This window comes from Pseudomonas sp., from assembly GCF_049300855.1.
In the GTDB taxonomy this organism is placed as follows: domain Bacteria; phylum Pseudomonadota; class Gammaproteobacteria; order Pseudomonadales; family Pseudomonadaceae; genus Aquipseudomonas.
Genome location: NZ_JBAQKH010000016.1, coordinates 151539 through 166833, shown reverse-complemented (window position 1 = coordinate 166833; position 15295 = coordinate 151539). Strand labels below are relative to the sequence as shown.

The window sequence follows — 15295 nt, the reverse complement described above, 5'->3', positions numbered from 1 at the left end:
GCTGGCTTGCCAGCGATGGCGTCGGCACATCGAGCATTTTTGTTGACTGACACACCGCTATCGCTGGCAAGCCAGCTCCCACAGGGTTTCGGGTGTGCAGGTCGATCGCTGTGCATCAGAAAGTACCTTGCAGCGGTTTGCGCGCGACCACGTTGACCAGCGTTTCCTCACGCTGCCCGAACGGTTTCGGCTTGCGCAACCCGAACCGCTCCAGCAACCCAAAATCCTTCGAGCGGCTCCACCACAGATACGGGTAGGAGACATTCTTCTCGGCGAACTCAAACCCCTGCCCGCGAATCATCTCAAGATACTGCCCCGCACTCTTCTGCACATGCATCGGATGACGGAACAGCCAGCGGATCACCCAGGTATCAATGTATGCCTCGGTGGACTCGGCGAACAGCAGATAACCACCCGGTTTCAGCACCCGATAAAACTCGGCCAGGGCCTTTTCCTGCTCGACCAGATGATGAAAGGTCTGATGACAGAACAGCAGATCAACGCTGGCGTCCGGCACATTGAGCGTCGCGCAATCACTGCCGATCAGTTCCACATCGAGGCCCAGACGCGCCGCTTCCTCGGCACTGAGTTCAAGGCTGTGCGGGTCGGCATCAACACCAATCAGGTGCTGCGGGGCGAAGGTCTGGCGCAGATGAGCGAACGACTTGCCCTGACCGCAGCCGGCATCCAGCAGCACCGGGTTTTGCGGCAACGACTCGCTGAACAGCCCGCGCAAATCATTGATTGCCACGCGCAATACATGGTGCTGCCAGGTGTGGCTGCGCAGGAACCAGAAACCGAAACGGGTCTCCTCGACATAGCTGTCGCTCAAGTAATTCATGGGGCGTCCTGTGCACAGAGTTCGGAAATCATCTTCAAGCGGCGACGCGCTTCGCTGACGAACGGGTTGCGTTCATCCCAGGCGTAACCGGCGAGGATCGAGCAGATCATCCGACGGATTTCCGCCTGGCTGTCTTCGTAGAAAATCACGTCCTGAAAGGTGCCGGCGTACCAGCCCTCGACGTAGCAACGGAAGGTGTCGACCCCGCGCTTCAATGGCTCGGCGAATTCGCTTTGCCAGTCGACCGTTTCACCCTGCAACTGACGGTGCAGCACTGCCGCGGCCATGCTCGCCGAGCGCATGGCGATGGTCACGCCGGAGGAAAACACCGGGTCGAGAAATTCCGCCGCGTTACCCAGCAGCGCGAAGCCTGGGCCGTGCAGGGTTTTCACATTGGCCGCGTAGCCGCCGAGGGTGCGCGCCGGGGTGTCCCACACAGCATTGTTCAGCACGCCGGCAAGGCTTGGGGTCTCGGCGATAAAGCTGCGCAGGCAGGCATCCAGATCGCTGTCACGGCCGTTGAAATGTTCCTCGGCGGCGACCACTCCCACCGAGCAGCGACCGTTGCTGAACGGGATCGTCCAGAACCAGATGTCGCGATGTTCCGGATGGGTAGTGACGAGAATTTTTTCGCGGTCGAATGCCGGGTTGTTGATGTGATCTTCGACGTGGGTGAACACCGCCTGACGCACCGGGAAATTCGATGGCGCTTCCAGATCCAGCAAGCGTGACAGCACACGACCGTAGCCGCTGGCATCGAGGACGAAATCCGCTTCGACGCGATACTCGCTGCCATCCTCGCTGCGCACATCCAACTGCGGTTTCGTCCGCTCGAAATCGACGCTGACGATGGCATCGCCGTAGCGGATTTCAGCACCTTGCAATGTCGCTTGATCGGCCAGCAGTTTGTCGAAGTCGGCGCGTTGCACCTGGAACGTGGTCGGCTTGCCGCCGGTAAAGGTGTCACCGAAATCGAAGGCGCTGTAACGCTCGCCCCAGGCGAATGCGGCGCCGGTCTTGCGCTGGAAGCCGGCGGCGTTGACGGCGTCGAGCATGCCGGCTTCTTCGACGAAATCCAGGCAATGGCTGAGCAGGCTTTCACCGATGGAAAAGCGCGGAAAATGCTGACGCTCGATCACCAGCACATCGTGGCCCTTGCGCTTGAGCAGCGCGGCGGCGATGGCGCCGGACGGACCGGCACCGATGATCACGACCTGACGGGATTCCATTTCAACGATTGGCACGTGAACTCCGGGGCAAAGGATGTTGCAGATTCAAAGGTGCGCGATGCAGGCCGATCAGGGCCGGTAGCAGCGTCGCGATCAGGCCCATCAACATCAGCGCGAAGTACAGCGCCGGGGTGATGAGTTGTTGTTGCAAGAGCAGATTGAGAAAGACGATTTCGCTGAGGCCACGAATGTTCAGCAACACGCTTTCGCGCCAGCGGCTGGCGCCCTCGAACGAGGCGCCAGCCCAGCCGAGACCGAGCCAGTTGCCGAGCAGTTTACTGGCAATCGGCAACAGCAACAGCGCCGCCCATTGCGCCGCGCCGAGGCTGGCGAGTGCGCTGTGCACATCGATCTGGACGATGCCGAACGTGAGGATCAGCGGAATGGCGATCCACGTTTGCAAGCGGCTCATCCAGCGCGCCGGCAGCGGCAGCATCAGCGGCACTTTCAGCGCGGCCATGCACAGCAGATAACCGATGCCGAAGATCAGCGCGTTGAGTTTGTAATGCTCGGCCATCACCAGCAGCGCGAAGAAACTGAGGCTGTAGGTCAGCGGTCGGCGCACACGCAACAGATGCAGCAACACTGGCACACAGGCGAGGCCCAGCGGCAACAGCAAACTGCTCAAGTGCAGGCTGCCCTGCGCCAGACCGAACAGCGTCCAGCAGGTCAGATCGATCAGGATCGCGGTTTGCACCAGACGCCGGGTGGCGGCGGGCGGGTAATCGATGTGGCGCAAATACAGGTACAGCACCGGGATCGCAGTGATCGCGAACACCAGGCCTATGGCCAGCGAGTTGAGCCACGGTTGCGTTGGCAGTAGCCAGTAAGCCGCCGCCAAGCCGCAAGTGAACGGCACGGCGAAACTCGGCACGGCGATTTTCACACTCTGCCGATCCAGTTTCAGATCGATCACATCGCTGAGAATATGCCCGAGCAGCAAGGCGAAACTCAGGCTGTAGAGGTTTTTCAGCCAGTCTGGCGCGATCAGTTCAGCGCCGCTGAGCTGCCAGCCCGGTTCGACCCAGAAGTACATCAGCAGCGGCAAACCGAAGCTCGCCAGCAGCAATTGGCTGACAATCGGGATCAGGCCGAAGTGGCGACCGACGCGTGTGGCCACGGCGAACAATGCCAGCGCCATCAGCCAGAAGGCGACGACCATCATGCTGCCGGCTCCGCAACTGTCGCACGGTGTTCGTGGCGCCCGGCCCACGGTGCGAGCATGAAGCTGAACGCGAGGCCGAGGCTCACCGACAGGCCGAAATTACTCACCGCCGGTGTGCTGGACACCGCCAGCAACCCAAACGACAACCACGTCGTCACAGCCGCGAGCAAGGTGCCGAGCAGGCTCACCGCCGCGCCGCCAACCTGTTCACGCATGAGAATCGCGTAATCGACGCTGATCGCCGTCACCAGCAGCAGGCCGAACAGGCTGAACAGCGTCAGCGGTTGACCGAGCCAGCCCAGACTGGCGAGGCTGCACAACGCGGCGAGCAACGGCAGGGCGACGATGCGCAGCGCACCGCCGAGACCGAACGGCAGCATCAGCACCAGTACGATCAACGCGCAGGAAGCGAGTTTCAGTTCAGCGGCGCTGATCTGCGTCGCGGCGAAAACCTCGTTCAATTCACCGAGACGATCGACCAGCATTACCCCCGGCAAGTCCAGCGCTTGCACGCGCAACAGCGCCGGGTTGTTCAGGCCTTGCAGACTGGTCATTGCTGCCACGCCGTCTTCGGTGGCGCCGAGCCAGAGCGTGCGATACGGCTCGCCGAGTGGACCGGCCAATGCTGCGTCGATGTCTTCGGCGGGCACGGTCTGCAACTGTTGCAGTTCGCTTTGCAGGGCGGCGAGTGGCACGCCGAGGTCGAGCAGTGGCTGCCAGTACTGCGGCAGTTTGTTCAGCGCCTGCCGCACCTGTTCTTGCTGATTCGGTGGGCTGACCAGTTGATCGAGGGCCAGATAGCCCTGCAACTTGTCGAGGTTGACCAGTTGCTGCAGACGCTCGCTCAGCGCGGCCTGACGCTCCAGCAATTGTTGCTGATTGTCGGCACGCACGAGGAAGAACTGACTGGTCGGCTGATAGCCGGTGATACGCGCGATGGTTTGCGCTTCATCGGTCAGATGCTGCGGCGCACCGACCCATTGGCGAATATCGTTTTTGCTTTGCAGTTGCACCAGGCCGCCCGCGCAGAAGGCGATCAGCAGCGCCAGCAATACCGGCGTGCGTACGCGTTCCAGAAGTTTTTCGCGCAGGTTGACCAAGCGTTCGGCCAGACGCAACGGCCATTGCGCCGGCCGCAGTTCAAGGTTGTTCAGCAGTGCCGGCAACAGGCACACGGCCGACAGATAGGCACCGAGCAACCCGGCGGCGGAGAACACGGCGATTTGCGTCAGTGCCGGAAACGGCGTCCACGCCAGCGCCAGATAACCGATGGCGCTGGTGATCAGGCTCAGGGTCAGCCCGGACACGGTCAGGCGCAAGGCTGGCCAACTGCGCCACGGTTTGAGGCTCCAGCTCTTCGACAGATAGTGCAGCGGGTAATCCACGGCCACGCCGATCAGGCTGGAACCGAGCACCAGCGTCATCACATGCATGTGGCCGAACAGCGCCACGCACGCCACCGCGCCGAATAACATGCCGACCAGCACCGGCACGAACGCCAGCAACACGCGCCAGCGGCGAAACGCCAACAGCAGTAACAGCAGAATGCCGACGGTGGCGCCACCACCGACCCAGGTCATCTCGCGAGTCGCTTGCTGCTGACCGTTGGCCGCGTACAGCAAACCGCTGGCAGCCAGCAACTGTACGTCGGATTTTGCCGCTTGCTCACGGCTATGCTGAAGAAGGTCCGCCACTTGCAGCGGCAGGTTCATATCGAAGGCATTGCCGGTGGTGCGTGCCCGCAGCAACACCCAACTCTTGCCGTCGGCATCGGCGATCAACGCGCCGCTGCCGATGTCCAGTTGTACCGAACCGTGCTGCGGCTGACTGTTCTGGATACGCCCGGTCAGGCCCAGCCAGTCGTCCTGGCTCGGCACCAGGCTGAATCCGGTGAACGGGTCAAACAAGGCTTGCACGCGTTGTTGGATGAACGCGTCGGGATGCTCGACCAACAGTTGCCGATCATCGGCTGACAACATCGCCAGTCGCCCTTGCAGCAGTTGCGTGCGCAGGGCGGGGAGGTCCGCTTGCAGGTTCCACTGGACTTTTTCGAACAGGCCGCTGGCCTGCCATTGCTCGCCCAGCGTCTGCGCCATGGCCACGGCTTGCTGGCGCTCGGCATGACCGACCAGTACCAGCATTTCGCGGTTGAGCGGCTCCTGCATGCGCTGTTCGGCGCGCTGTTCGAGGGCATCCGGGTGAGTACCTGGGACCAGCTCCATCAAGTTCGCCGACAGCGGTGCACCGTCGCGCCATTGCCAACCGGCCAGCGCGCCGACGGCCAGCAGCAGAATCAAGAACAGCCAGGGCAGCCTGCGTTCACTCGGCAAAGTCATGTTGCTCCGCGTCACTCAACGGTTGGCCAGCGGTGCTGTCCTGCATGCGCAGCACAGTGCTGTCGCCCTGGGTTTCCAGCAGTTCGATGGTTTGCACCAGCGTGCCGCCGTCGATGTTGATCTGATTGAACACCTGCTTGAGCAGCAGCGAACGCGGGGTCAGGGTCAGTTTCCACTGTTGTGCATCGCCGCTCAGGGCCAGTTCGAAATCGCGCTGCAAGCCACTGCTGTCACCTTGCAACACGGCGAGGAACAAACGGTTTTGCTCGGCACCGGCACTCTTGTTTGGCAGCAATTGCCAGCCGTTGTCGTTACGCCGGGCGATGCCTTTGGCGGTGATGCGGTAATCCTGCTTCAGCGGCGTTTTCAGCAGCCAGAGCAGGCCATGGTTTTTCGCGAGAACGAAACTGCCCTTGCTGAGCAGCGGCTGCGGCAGGGCGCGCAGGTGTTTTTCCTGGATGAACTGGCCGTGAATCACGTCCGGTTTCGCCAGTTGTGCGCTGAGCTGTTGCAGGTCGAAGGCGTTGGCCAGCGCTGACATCGTCAGCAGCGCCAATACGCTCAGGCTTTTAAGCAAAACATTCATCGCAGCATCCTTTCCACGGCATCGGTGAAGACCTTCGGCGAAGCCAGTTGCATCTCACGGCTGCTGACTTCGACGGCGACTTGCACTGAGCTGGCGCGGGTCAGCCGCTCGCCGCTGTGCAGGTCGGTGATCAGGTAATTGATCTTCAGACGGTTTTCCCACTCGACCAGACTGGCGCGCACATTCAGGCGCTGACCGAACACCGCGCCGCGCACGTAACGCAGTTGCAGATCGATGATCGGCCAGGCGAAACCGGACTCGACCATGTGCGTGTAGTTGTGGCCGATCTTGTCGAGCAGCGCGCAACGCGCCACTTCCAGGTATTTGACGTAATGGCCGTGCCAAACCACGTGCATGGTGTCGACGTCGAAAAACGGCACGAGGATTTCCGTGTCAGCGTGAAGCACTCCGGCGCTACGCATGCAGCCTCCAGTGTTGCGCGGCGATGCGTTGCAGGCACAGGCGCAGTTCGCCTTCGAGCGCGCGATCTTCGATGACCGGCGGGAAATCTGTGGCCAGCTCTGCGTGCATTGCCGCCAGCGATGGCGGCAACGGCCGGGCATCTTCGGCCTGAGCACGCAGCCACACGCCTTGGTTGGCGGCGAGCAGGGTAGCGGCGGCGACCTGTTCGGTCAGCTCCAGCACACGGATCGCATCGCGAGCAGCGATGGTGCCCATGCTCACTTTGTCCTGGTTATGGCATTCGGTGGAGCGCGAGAACACGCTGGCCGGCATGGTGTTTTTCAGGGCTTCGGCGGTCCAGGCACTGGTGCCGATCTGCACGGCTTTAAAGCCATGGTTGATCATCGCCCGATCCGCCGGGGCGCCGGACAGATTGCTCGGCAAACCGTGGTTGTAGCGCTCATCCACCAGCAAGGCGAGTTGCCGGTCGAGCAGGTCGGCGACGTTGGCCACGAGGTTTTTCAGGCTGTCCATGGCGAACGCGATGTGGCCGCCGTAGAAGTGCCCGCCGTGCAGCACGCGTTCGGCTTCAGCGTCGATGATCGGGTTGTCGTTGGCGCTGTTCAGTTCGGTCTCGATGAACGAACGCAGCCAGTTCAGGCTATCAGCCAACACGCCGAGCACGTGCGGCGCGCAGCGCAGTGAATAGCGATCCTGCAAGCGATGCAGCGGCGCGGTTGGCGCGTCGATGGCCAGATCCTTGCGCAGCCACGCGGCGACCTGGATTTGCCCCGGGTGCGGTTTGGTGGCGAACAGGCGTTCGTCGAAGTGCTCCGGATTGCCTTGCAGCGCGACGACGTTGAGCGCGGTGATGCGTGTGGCCAGTTGCAGAAGGTAATCAGCGCGAGCGAAAGCGAGGCAGGCGAGACCGGTCATCACGGCTGTGCCGTTCATCAACGCCAAGGCTTCTTTCGGGCGCAGCACCAGCGGTGTCCAGCCGAGTTCGCGATGCACATCGGCTGACTGACGACGTTCACCTCGGAACATCACTTCACGCTCACCGGACAGTGTTGCGGCGACGTAGGACAGCGGCGTCAGATCGCCGCTGGCGCCGACCGAACCTTCTTCGGGAATCAACGGCAGAATGTCGTATTCGAGAAATGCGTGCAGACGCTCGAGCAGTTCCACGCGCACCCCGGAGACGCCGTGGCACAGCGACTGCAAACGTGCCGCCAGCACCGCGCGGGTCGCTTGTGCGTCGAGCAGTTTGCCGAGGCCGCAACCGTGGAAGGTGTAGAGGTGACGCGGCAGCGCCTCTACGTGATGCAGCGGCACCGCGACCACGCAGGAGTCGCCGTAACCGGTGGTCACGCCGTAGATCACGCCTTCCTTGTCCAGCAACGAATCGAGGAACCGCGCGCCTTTGGCAATACGCTCGCGATAGTCGGCGTCGCTCTGCAATTGCACGGGCGCCTGACGGTTGGCCAGGGCCAGCACGTCTTCGATGCGCAAAGGGCGTTCGCCGAAGGTTACCGGCTCATGGGTTGGCGTCGTCATCGGTCTTCCAGAAAGGGTAAAAGTTGAACCATTGCTGCGGCGCTTCGAGGCAATAGTGACTCAGGCGCTGCGCATAGCGGGTGGCCCACTGATGAATGACCTGCTCACGCTCGCGGCGTGTCCACACCACGGCGTCAGCGAAGGGTTCGAGGGTCAGGCGATAGTGGCCGTCCGGCTGTTTCAGGCACATCAGCAGATTGACCGGGCATTTGAGCAAACCGGCGAGCAGCCACGGACCTTGCGGGAACGGCGCCGGGTGGCCGAGAAAGTCCACGGTCACGCTACGTCCGCCGTGCAGCGGCACGCGGTCGCCGGCAATCGCCAGCCACTCGCCGCGCTCAAGGCGTTCGTGCAGTTGCAGCATGATCACCGGGTCGAGTTCGCTGACCTGAATCAGGCGCAGATTGGTCGCCCCGGCTTCACCGAGCAAGCGGTTGAATTGCTCGGCGTGCTTGGTGTGCACCAGCACGTTCATGGTGACCTTTTCGCCGATCTCGGCCAGTGCGCGGCAGACTTCGAGATTGCCCAGGTGCGCGCCGACCAGCAATTGCCCGCGACTGCCGCGCAACTGATTGCGCAGCAGCGCCGGGTCAATGATTTCGATCTGCTCGATGCGCAGCTTGCCGTTCCACACGTCGAGCTTGTCGAGCATCGAATCGGCGAATGCCATGAACTGACCGAACACCCGCCAATGAGTAGGGCGCAACGCATCGCGCTGACTCCATGCGGCCAGGCGCTGCTGGTATTGCCAGGCACTGCGCCGTGCGGTGCGGCCGAACAGGAAAAAGTACAGGACGATGCCGTACAGCAACGGGCTGAGCAGGCGTCGGCCGAGGACTTTGGCGGCGAGTGCGGTGAATTTCATCAGCAGGAAACTGCCGCGTTCCTCGCGGTCGGCCCAGTGCTTCTTGTCGGTCTCGCCGGTCATGCGCGCCACCGCCGCCAGAGGATCGCCGGGAAGCGCAGCAACATGCCGAAGAACAGCCGCGTGTGCATGCTGGAAATCAGCGCATTGTCGTGGAACAGGCGGAAGTGCGACACGCCGTCGAGCGGGTAATGCACGCTGGTTTGCAGCCAGCGCATCGGCTGGTTGCGCCACGCCAGACGCACGAGAATGTCCGAATCGAAGTCCATGCGTTTGCCGATTTTTGCCGAATCGATGAGCGCCAGCGTCGGGGCCAGCGGATAGACGCGAAAACCGCACATCGAGTCGCGGATCTGCAACGACAGCGTGTTGATCCAGACCATCACGTGGGTCAGGTAGCGCGCGTACAGACGGCCTTTCGGCACGCTCTCGTCGAACAGCGGATAACCGCAGACCATCGCCTCGGGATGCGCGCGGGATTCGGCGACAAAACGCGCCACATCGTGCAAGTCGTGCTGACCGTCGGCATCGACCTGCAACGCATGGGTGAAGCCCAATAGCGAAGCTTCGCGCAGACCGGTCATCACCGCGCCGCCCTTGCCCTGATTGGCGGTGAGACGCACCAGATGCACGTCATCACGCTCGGCCAGTGCGTCGAGGACCTTGGCGCAGGACGGTTCACTCGCATCGTCCACCAGAATGCACGGCAGGTGTTGCGCAAGCAGGGCGTCAACCACGGTGCCGATCGCGGTTTCGTGGTTGTAGACCGGGATCACTGCACAAGGATTATGCATGCCGGTAATTCCTGTGGGAGCGAGCCTGCTCGCGATTGAGTGCGCAGCACTCACCAAGGTCAATCATGCTCTACATCCAAAAGGATTCGGCCGCTGGAACAGGTTGCCGTGTCATTGCGATAGGCAAAGTAGAGCTTGCTGCGCTCCGGATCGAAACGCAGGTGCAACTGGATTTCATCGCCGGGCCGCACCAGTTGCTGAAACTTCAGCACTTCCATCCCGGCAAACGGCCCGTTCAGATTCAGCAACTGCCGCCCAAGATTCAGCGCCCATTCCACCTGCACCACGCCCGGCAATACCGGCGCTTTGGGAAAGTGACCACTGAAATAAGCCAGATCCGCCGGCACGCTCAATTGCAAGCTCCATTCACCCTCAGTCTCGACCTGCGACAGCACTTCCGGCGCTTTCGGACGCGGCGCCAGCAGCAGCGCTTCAACAGTGGCCTGAGGCAGTTTGCCCTGACTGTTCAACGGCAATTGCCGGACCAGACGCCAGCGCCGTGGCAAAGCCAATGCCTCGCAATGCTGACGCAGGTGCTGGCGCAGGGTTTCAGTCAGGCTGCGGCGGCCGTGCTCACGCAAGGCAAACAACCCCGATTCGCTGAGCACCAGCAGAGCACCGAGCGAGGCACGGTTTTCCTGCACCACGCCCAAGCGCGCTTCAGCAACCCAGTCGTGGGCAATCAAGGCTTGTTCAAGCATGGGCAGAGAGATGCGTTTTTCTTCGAGTTTGACGATCCGGTCCAGACGCCCGAGCAGTTCGAAGCGCCCGTCGGCGGCAATGCGCGCAGCATCGGCGGTGTGTTCGACATGGCCGGCGGGCAGGTAGGGCGAGGCGATCAATAGCGCACCGTCGCTGTCCTGATTCAGTTCGACACCGGCGAACGGTTGCCACAGGGGTTCGCCCTGACGCCAGGCGATGCCGCCGGTTTCCGAGCTGCCGAGAATTTCCGTCGGCCATTGCTGCAAGCGTTGTTGCAGGCTCTGCGCGGCTTCAAGCGGCAACGCGCCGCCGGAGGAAAACACCCGGCGCACAGCGCTCAGCGCCGGCCAGTCGAGGTTGTCGCCCATGCGTTTGAGCAGCGCCGGGCTGGCAACCCAGGCGTAAGCCGGATGCTCGCGGCTGGCGCGCTGCAAATCTTCCGGGAAGGCCAGTTGCTTGCTTACAAACGAGCGTCCGGCGCACAACGGCCATAGCACGCGAAACAGCAAACCGTAGATATGCTGGGTGGCGACGCTGCCGATGATGCAGGCCTCACCGAGATCCGCGCCCCACAACTGCTCCAGCGCCTCGACTTCATTGGCCAGTTGGCGCAGGGTCTTGTCGATGCGCTTGGGCTCGCCGCTGGAGCCAGACGTGCACAGGCTCAATTGGCACTGATCGAGATCCAGTTCGGCGGCGAGTAATGGCGACAGCCGAAGGTCGTTCAGTTGAGTGTCATCGGTTTGATCCGTCAGCCACAGGTCGACTTCAGCCGACCAGCGCTGGCGGGTTTGCACTTGCAAGTCCGAGGGCAACAACACACTGACGCCCGCGCGCCATGCACCCAGCAGCGCGATGGCCAGCGCAGTGGCATCTTCCAGGTGCACAGCCACACGCTTCACGCCTCGCGCTTGCAGGCCGGCGGCAACACTCAATGCCTGTGCGCACAGTTGCGCGTGATCGAGTGCCGGTGCAGCGCAGATCGTCCGTGCCGGCACAGCCTTGAGCAACAGCTGCTCAAGTTTTATCCAATTCATGTACGGCCTCTTACCCGTTGTCGTATCAGCCATTCAATGGCAAACATCAGGCCGATCAATCCATAGGAGATCAGGCCGGTGTACAACATCCACCAATTCAGCGGCGCCCACAGGGTCAGGAGGGCGGCGCACAAACCGTTGCAGAAGAAAAACACGCTCCAGGCCACGGTGACCTTTCGCGTATAGCGAACCGCAATGTCCGGCAGCTCCGGCTCACGCAAGCGCGCCAGGCGCTCGACCATCGGCGGGCCGTATTTCAGGCTCAGGCTGAACAGCGCCAGCATGAAGCCGCTGATCAGCACCGGGTACCAGCGCAGCAACAGCGGGCTGTCGAACAGCGCCAGCAACAGACAGAACGCGATCGCCACGCACGCCATCCACAGGCTGCCGGGCTTGCGCTCGCCGGTCAGCGCCCGCGCCAGCCACAAACTGCCCAACAGCAGACCGAACTGCCATGGAGCGAAGTGCTCCATGCCGAAATACACCGCAAAGGGGTACAGCAGACCGGCCAGCAGCAGGCCGAGGCCGATCAATCGGCTCATGCGGCCGGTTGAACCAGACGGTAGACCGCCTCGACCACGTCACCGACGGTGCGCACCGATTTGAACTCCTCGGCGGCGATTTTCTTGCCGGTCTGGCGTTTGATGTGATCGATCAGGTCGACGGCGTCGATGCTGTCGATTTCCAGATCCTGATACAGGTTGGAATCCAGGCTCACACGGGCCGGATCCAGTTCGAACAGCTCGACCAGGGCATCGCGCAGGGTGTTGAAAATGTCGTCACGAGTTTGCATGGTCCGGTCTCAAGCTGCCTGTTTTGCCGTGACGAAAGCCGCAAGGCTCGCCACGTTGGTGAAATGGTTACGGGTGTCTTTGGCGTCGGCATCGATCTTGACGCCGTATTTTTTCTGGATCGCCAGACCCAGTTCCAGCGCGTCGACGGAATCCAGGCCGAGGCCTTCGCCGAACAGCGTCTGCTCGTCGCCGATGTCGTCGGCGCTGATGTCTTCGAGGCCGAGGGCGTCGATGATCAGCAGTTTGATGTCATGCATCAGGCTATGAGTGTTCAGATCGCTCATCTTCGGCGAGCTCCTTAATAAAGTAAGAGTGCAAATAATCGTTTAGCTTGCGCGAGGCTTGCGGGGCGGGCCCCAGCGCGGCAAAGGTCTGTGGGTCTATATCGGCCCCAACGCGAAAACTGAAGTGCACGCGGCGGCTCGGGATCCGATACCACGGCTCGGCCTTGGTCAATGTGGTCGGGCTGACCTTGATAATCACCGGCGTGAGGATTTTCGCACCACGCAGGGCAATCGCCGCAGCCCCCCGATGAAAGGCCGGCGCCTGGCCCGGCTGGGTGCGGGTGCCTTCGGGGAAAATGATCAATGTCTGGCCGTTTTGCAGGGACTGCGCGGCGGCATCGAGCATGTCCATGCTGCCGTCGTTGCTGATGTACTCGGTGCTGCGCAACGGGCCGCGCGTGAAGGGGTTTTCCCACAGGCTTTTCTTCACCACGCAATTGGCCTGGCGCACCAGGCCGATCAGAAACACCACGTCGATCAGCGACGGGTGGTTGGCGATGATCATCTGCCCCGGTCGGCCCAGGCGTTCAGCGCCCTGAATGTCATAGGTCAACACGCCGGTGCGGGCCATGAACCGCACGAAAAACCAGAACAGCCGACTGACGGTCTGCCGCGCGCGCTGACGATGCACGAGGGCGTCACCGGGCAGGCAACTCAGCAGCGGAAACACCAGCACGCGCAGGCACAACCCGCCAAGCCCGAACAGGGCGAAGCTTGCGGCGGTGGCCAGCAAGCGCCAGTAATGGGCGTCGCGGTTTTTCTCGGTCACGGGTTGCGTTGCCAGGTCCATACACGATTTTTCCAGGCATGTTGGCAAAGGGGTTGCTGGCCGAGCAGGGTGCGCAACAGATTCAGCGCGTGGGGCCAGTGCGCTTTTGACCGTGTTTGTGTGGTGCTGTTCAGGGTCAGCCGCCAGTCGGTACCCGGGGTGAGCAACAGGCCGAGCGCGTAAGGAAACGGCACGTCGTCGATCCACGCCGAGTACGCTGCGGGCGGCTGCTCTTCGGTGATCACCAGCAACACTGCCGGCGCGCCTTCATTGAGCAGGGCCGCGGCTTCGAGCATGCCGTTTTCGAGACCGTCGCCGGCGGCGGCAATGGCGGTCATTTCACTGGTTTCGCCGCGCATGATCGACCACAGGCCGATGATTGCGTTGTGCACCGACAGGCTGAACTGCGTCGGTGACAGCGGTTGTTCGTTGGCCAGATCGCTGAGGATCTCGTAGGTGCGCGGGGTTTCGCCGTGGCGCGAGACAAACACCAATGGCAGATTGTCCCGTCCGTCGGCGAGCGGCCAGCCAACGCTGAATGCCATGCGCGCCAGGCGGCTGAGGCGGCGCCGCTGCATGGCCGGCAAAAACGACACATCGGGCGCGGCATCACTGCTCTGGAGCACGACCGGTTGTCGGCTCCAGGCCTGCCAGGCGTCCACGCTGTCGAGCCCCGGGGCCCACGCGCGCCATTGGGCGATGTTGAAGTTGATCACGGACATTCATCCCGCCCCTGCGGGCATTTGTTGACGCGGTGAACCGCCAAAGCCGCGGCAGGCTTGACGTGACGCTTGGCGCCGGGTGGCGCGCATTATCCCGGTGCGAGGAGTGTGTAGCAAATGCTGGTTACATTTTGTGCAATGAAATGTACCGACTGGTTCGCCGGGAAACTGTCACTTGGCCATTATCCAGATTATCAGCGGGCTGTCTGTCGGCTATCTCGGCGATTAGCGGCGGTTTTTGCAGCGGCTGTCCGTGGATATTTGCACCTGACTCTGTAGTCCATGTCCATGAAGGTAGCGAAGCGAGGCTGAGCGCATCTACACTCGGTCATTCTTTGATACACGGAGGTTTGGTCATGCGGCGCGTGGTGTTCAATCAGAAAGGTGGCGTAGGCAAATCCAGCATTGCCTGCAATCTGGCAGCGGTCAGTGCCAGCGAGGGTTATCGCACGTTGTTGGTGGATCTCGATGCCCAGGCTAATTCCACTCAATATCTGACGGGGCTCACCGGCAACGACATCCCGATGGGCATTGCCGACTTCTTCAAGCAGACGCTGTCGTCGGGGCCGTTCTCGAAGAAGAATCAGGCGGATATCTACGAAACCCCCTTCGACAATCTCCACATCATCACGGCGACCGCTGAACTGGCCGACTTGCAGCCCAAGCTCGAGGCCAAGCACAAGATCAACAAGCTGCGAAAGTTGCTGGATGAGCTGTCCGAAGATTACGACCGGATTTACCTTGATACACCACCGGCGCTGAATTTCTATGCGGTGTCGGCGCTGATTGCCGCTGATCGCGTGTTGATCCCCTTCGATTGCGACAGTTTCTCCCGTCAGGCCCTGTACGGCCTGATCGCGGAAATCGAAGAGCTGAAGGACGACCACAACGAAGGCCTGGAAGTCGAAGGCATTGTGGTCAACCAGTTCCAGGCCAGGGCCAGCTTGCCGCAGCAGATTCTCGATGAGTTGATCGCCGAAGGTTTGCCGGTGCTGCCGGTGTACCTGACCAGTTCAGTGCGCATGCGCGAATCGCACCAGGCCAGCATGCCGCTGATCCACCTCGACCCGCGCCACAAGCTGACCCAGCAGTTCGTCGAATTGCATAACTTGCTCGAAGATCACTGATCTCTTGAGCTATCCATGAACACCTGTGGGAGCGAGCTTGCTCGCGAATGCGTCAGTTCAGTCGACATCTTCGTTAACTGATCCA

16 protein-coding genes are annotated in these 15295 nt (G+C 61.8%); 1 reads left to right on the top strand and 15 read right to left on the bottom strand.

Going from position 1 to position 15295, the window contains the following annotated elements; genetic code table 11:
- Positions 1 to 115 precede the first annotated feature (115 nt).
- From WA225_RS05845 to WA225_RS05775, 15 genes are read right to left on the bottom strand one after another with little or no spacing between them, the layout of a single operon-like run.
- Positions 116 to 841, bottom strand: a complete 726-nt coding sequence (locus tag WA225_RS05845; RefSeq protein WP_422607210.1) for a class I SAM-dependent methyltransferase — start codon at positions 839 to 841, stop codon at positions 116 to 118.
- Positions 838 to 2085 carry an NAD(P)/FAD-dependent oxidoreductase gene (locus WA225_RS05840; RefSeq protein ID WP_422607209.1) on the bottom strand — a complete coding sequence of 416 codons (1248 nt, stop codon included), beginning with the start codon at positions 2083 to 2085 and terminating at the stop codon, positions 838 to 840. The genes WA225_RS05845 and WA225_RS05840 overlap by 4 nt, the downstream gene beginning before the upstream one ends.
- Positions 2072 to 3235, bottom strand: a complete 1164-nt coding sequence (locus WA225_RS05835) for a sodium:proton antiporter (RefSeq protein WP_422607208.1) — start codon at positions 3233 to 3235, stop codon at positions 2072 to 2074. The genes WA225_RS05840 and WA225_RS05835 overlap by 14 nt, the downstream gene beginning before the upstream one ends.
- The gene (locus tag WA225_RS05830; RefSeq protein ID WP_422607207.1) at positions 3232 to 5571 is read right to left on the bottom strand and encodes an MMPL family transporter; all 2340 of its coding nucleotides are present in this window, start codon (positions 5569 to 5571) and stop codon (positions 3232 to 3234) included. Before WA225_RS05830 ends, WA225_RS05835 begins: the two co-directional genes overlap by 4 nt.
- Positions 5555 to 6157: an outer membrane lipoprotein carrier protein LolA gene (locus tag WA225_RS05825; protein WP_422607206.1), complete on the bottom strand. Its 603-nt coding sequence runs from the start codon at positions 6155 to 6157 to the stop codon at positions 5555 to 5557. Before WA225_RS05825 ends, WA225_RS05830 begins: the two co-directional genes overlap by 17 nt.
- Entirely contained in the window at positions 6154 to 6579 is a 426-nt protein-coding gene (locus tag WA225_RS05820) for an acyl-CoA thioesterase (protein WP_016983876.1), read from the bottom strand. The genes WA225_RS05825 and WA225_RS05820 overlap by 4 nt, the downstream gene beginning before the upstream one ends.
- Positions 6572 to 8116: an HAL/PAL/TAL family ammonia-lyase gene (locus WA225_RS05815; RefSeq protein ID WP_422607205.1), complete on the bottom strand. Its 1545-nt coding sequence runs from the start codon at positions 8114 to 8116 to the stop codon at positions 6572 to 6574. The genes WA225_RS05820 and WA225_RS05815 overlap by 8 nt, the downstream gene beginning before the upstream one ends.
- On the bottom strand, positions 8097 to 9044 hold the full coding sequence (locus tag WA225_RS05810) for a glycosyl transferase (RefSeq protein ID WP_422607204.1): 948 nt from the start codon (positions 9042 to 9044) through the stop codon (positions 8097 to 8099). Before WA225_RS05810 ends, WA225_RS05815 begins: the two co-directional genes overlap by 20 nt.
- A complete protein-coding gene (locus WA225_RS05805; protein WP_422607203.1) occupies positions 9041 to 9775 on the bottom strand; it encodes a glycosyltransferase family 2 protein in 735 nt (244 codons plus the stop codon). Before WA225_RS05805 ends, WA225_RS05810 begins: the two co-directional genes overlap by 4 nt.
- A gap of 59 nt (positions 9776 to 9834) precedes the next feature.
- On the bottom strand, positions 9835 to 11514 hold the full coding sequence (locus WA225_RS05800; RefSeq protein WP_422607202.1) for an AMP-binding protein: 1680 nt from the start codon (positions 11512 to 11514) through the stop codon (positions 9835 to 9837).
- Positions 11511 to 12056 (bottom strand): hypothetical protein, encoded by a 546-nt coding sequence (locus WA225_RS05795; protein WP_422607201.1) that lies wholly within the window; start codon positions 12054 to 12056, stop codon positions 11511 to 11513. The genes WA225_RS05800 and WA225_RS05795 overlap by 4 nt, the downstream gene beginning before the upstream one ends.
- Positions 12053 to 12307 carry an acyl carrier protein gene (locus WA225_RS05790; RefSeq protein ID WP_064388843.1) on the bottom strand — a complete coding sequence of 85 codons (255 nt, stop codon included), beginning with the start codon at positions 12305 to 12307 and terminating at the stop codon, positions 12053 to 12055. The genes WA225_RS05795 and WA225_RS05790 overlap by 4 nt, the downstream gene beginning before the upstream one ends.
- Before the next feature lie 9 nt (positions 12308 to 12316).
- Positions 12317 to 12592, bottom strand: a complete 276-nt coding sequence (locus WA225_RS05785) for a phosphopantetheine-binding protein (protein ID WP_422607200.1) — start codon at positions 12590 to 12592, stop codon at positions 12317 to 12319.
- A complete protein-coding gene (locus WA225_RS05780; RefSeq protein WP_422607199.1) occupies positions 12570 to 13382 on the bottom strand; it encodes a lysophospholipid acyltransferase family protein in 813 nt (270 codons plus the stop codon). Before WA225_RS05780 ends, WA225_RS05785 begins: the two co-directional genes overlap by 23 nt.
- Entirely contained in the window at positions 13358 to 14083 is a 726-nt protein-coding gene (locus WA225_RS05775) for a beta-ketoacyl synthase chain length factor (RefSeq protein ID WP_422607198.1), read from the bottom strand. Before WA225_RS05775 ends, WA225_RS05780 begins: the two co-directional genes overlap by 25 nt.
- Before the next feature lie 356 nt (positions 14084 to 14439).
- Here WA225_RS05775 and WA225_RS05770 point away from each other — a divergent pair, with 356 nt between their 5' ends.
- A complete protein-coding gene (locus WA225_RS05770; protein ID WP_038360142.1) occupies positions 14440 to 15210 on the top strand; it encodes a ParA family protein in 771 nt (256 codons plus the stop codon).
- The last annotated feature ends 85 nt before the right edge of the window (positions 15211 to 15295 follow it).

Excerpts from the sequence above, each read along its gene's own strand:
- WA225_RS05795 (WP_422607201.1), bottom strand. The coding sequence starts at position 12,056 with ATGAGCCGATTGATCGGCCTCGGCCTGCTGCTGGCCGGTCTGCTGTAC.
- WA225_RS05775 (WP_422607198.1), bottom strand. The coding sequence starts at position 14,083 with ATGTCCGTGATCAACTTCAACATCGCCCAATGGCGCGCGTGGGCCCCG.
- WA225_RS05805 (WP_422607203.1), bottom strand. The coding sequence starts at position 9,775 with ATGCATAATCCTTGTGCAGTGATCCCGGTCTACAACCACGAAACCGCG.
- WA225_RS05780 (WP_422607199.1), bottom strand. The coding sequence starts at position 13,382 with ATGGACCTGGCAACGCAACCCGTGACCGAGAAAAACCGCGACGCCCAT.
- WA225_RS05830 (WP_422607207.1), bottom strand. The coding sequence starts at position 5,571 with ATGACTTTGCCGAGTGAACGCAGGCTGCCCTGGCTGTTCTTGATTCTG.
- WA225_RS05820 (WP_016983876.1), bottom strand. The coding sequence starts at position 6,579 with ATGCGTAGCGCCGGAGTGCTTCACGCTGACACGGAAATCCTCGTGCCG.
- WA225_RS05770 (WP_038360142.1), top strand. The coding sequence starts at position 14,440 with ATGCGGCGCGTGGTGTTCAATCAGAAAGGTGGCGTAGGCAAATCCAGC.
- WA225_RS05785 (WP_422607200.1), bottom strand. The coding sequence starts at position 12,592 with ATGAGCGATCTGAACACTCATAGCCTGATGCATGACATCAAACTGCTG.
- WA225_RS05845 (WP_422607210.1), bottom strand. The coding sequence starts at position 841 with ATGAATTACTTGAGCGACAGCTATGTCGAGGAGACCCGTTTCGGTTTC.
- WA225_RS05825 (WP_422607206.1), bottom strand. The coding sequence starts at position 6,157 with ATGAATGTTTTGCTTAAAAGCCTGAGCGTATTGGCGCTGCTGACGATG.
- WA225_RS05800 (WP_422607202.1), bottom strand. The coding sequence starts at position 11,514 with ATGAATTGGATAAAACTTGAGCAGCTGTTGCTCAAGGCTGTGCCGGCA.
- WA225_RS05815 (WP_422607205.1), bottom strand. The coding sequence starts at position 8,116 with ATGACGACGCCAACCCATGAGCCGGTAACCTTCGGCGAACGCCCTTTG.
- WA225_RS05835 (WP_422607208.1), bottom strand. The coding sequence starts at position 3,235 with ATGATGGTCGTCGCCTTCTGGCTGATGGCGCTGGCATTGTTCGCCGTG.
- WA225_RS05810 (WP_422607204.1), bottom strand. The coding sequence starts at position 9,044 with ATGACCGGCGAGACCGACAAGAAGCACTGGGCCGACCGCGAGGAACGC.
- WA225_RS05790 (WP_064388843.1), bottom strand. The coding sequence starts at position 12,307 with ATGCAAACTCGTGACGACATTTTCAACACCCTGCGCGATGCCCTGGTC.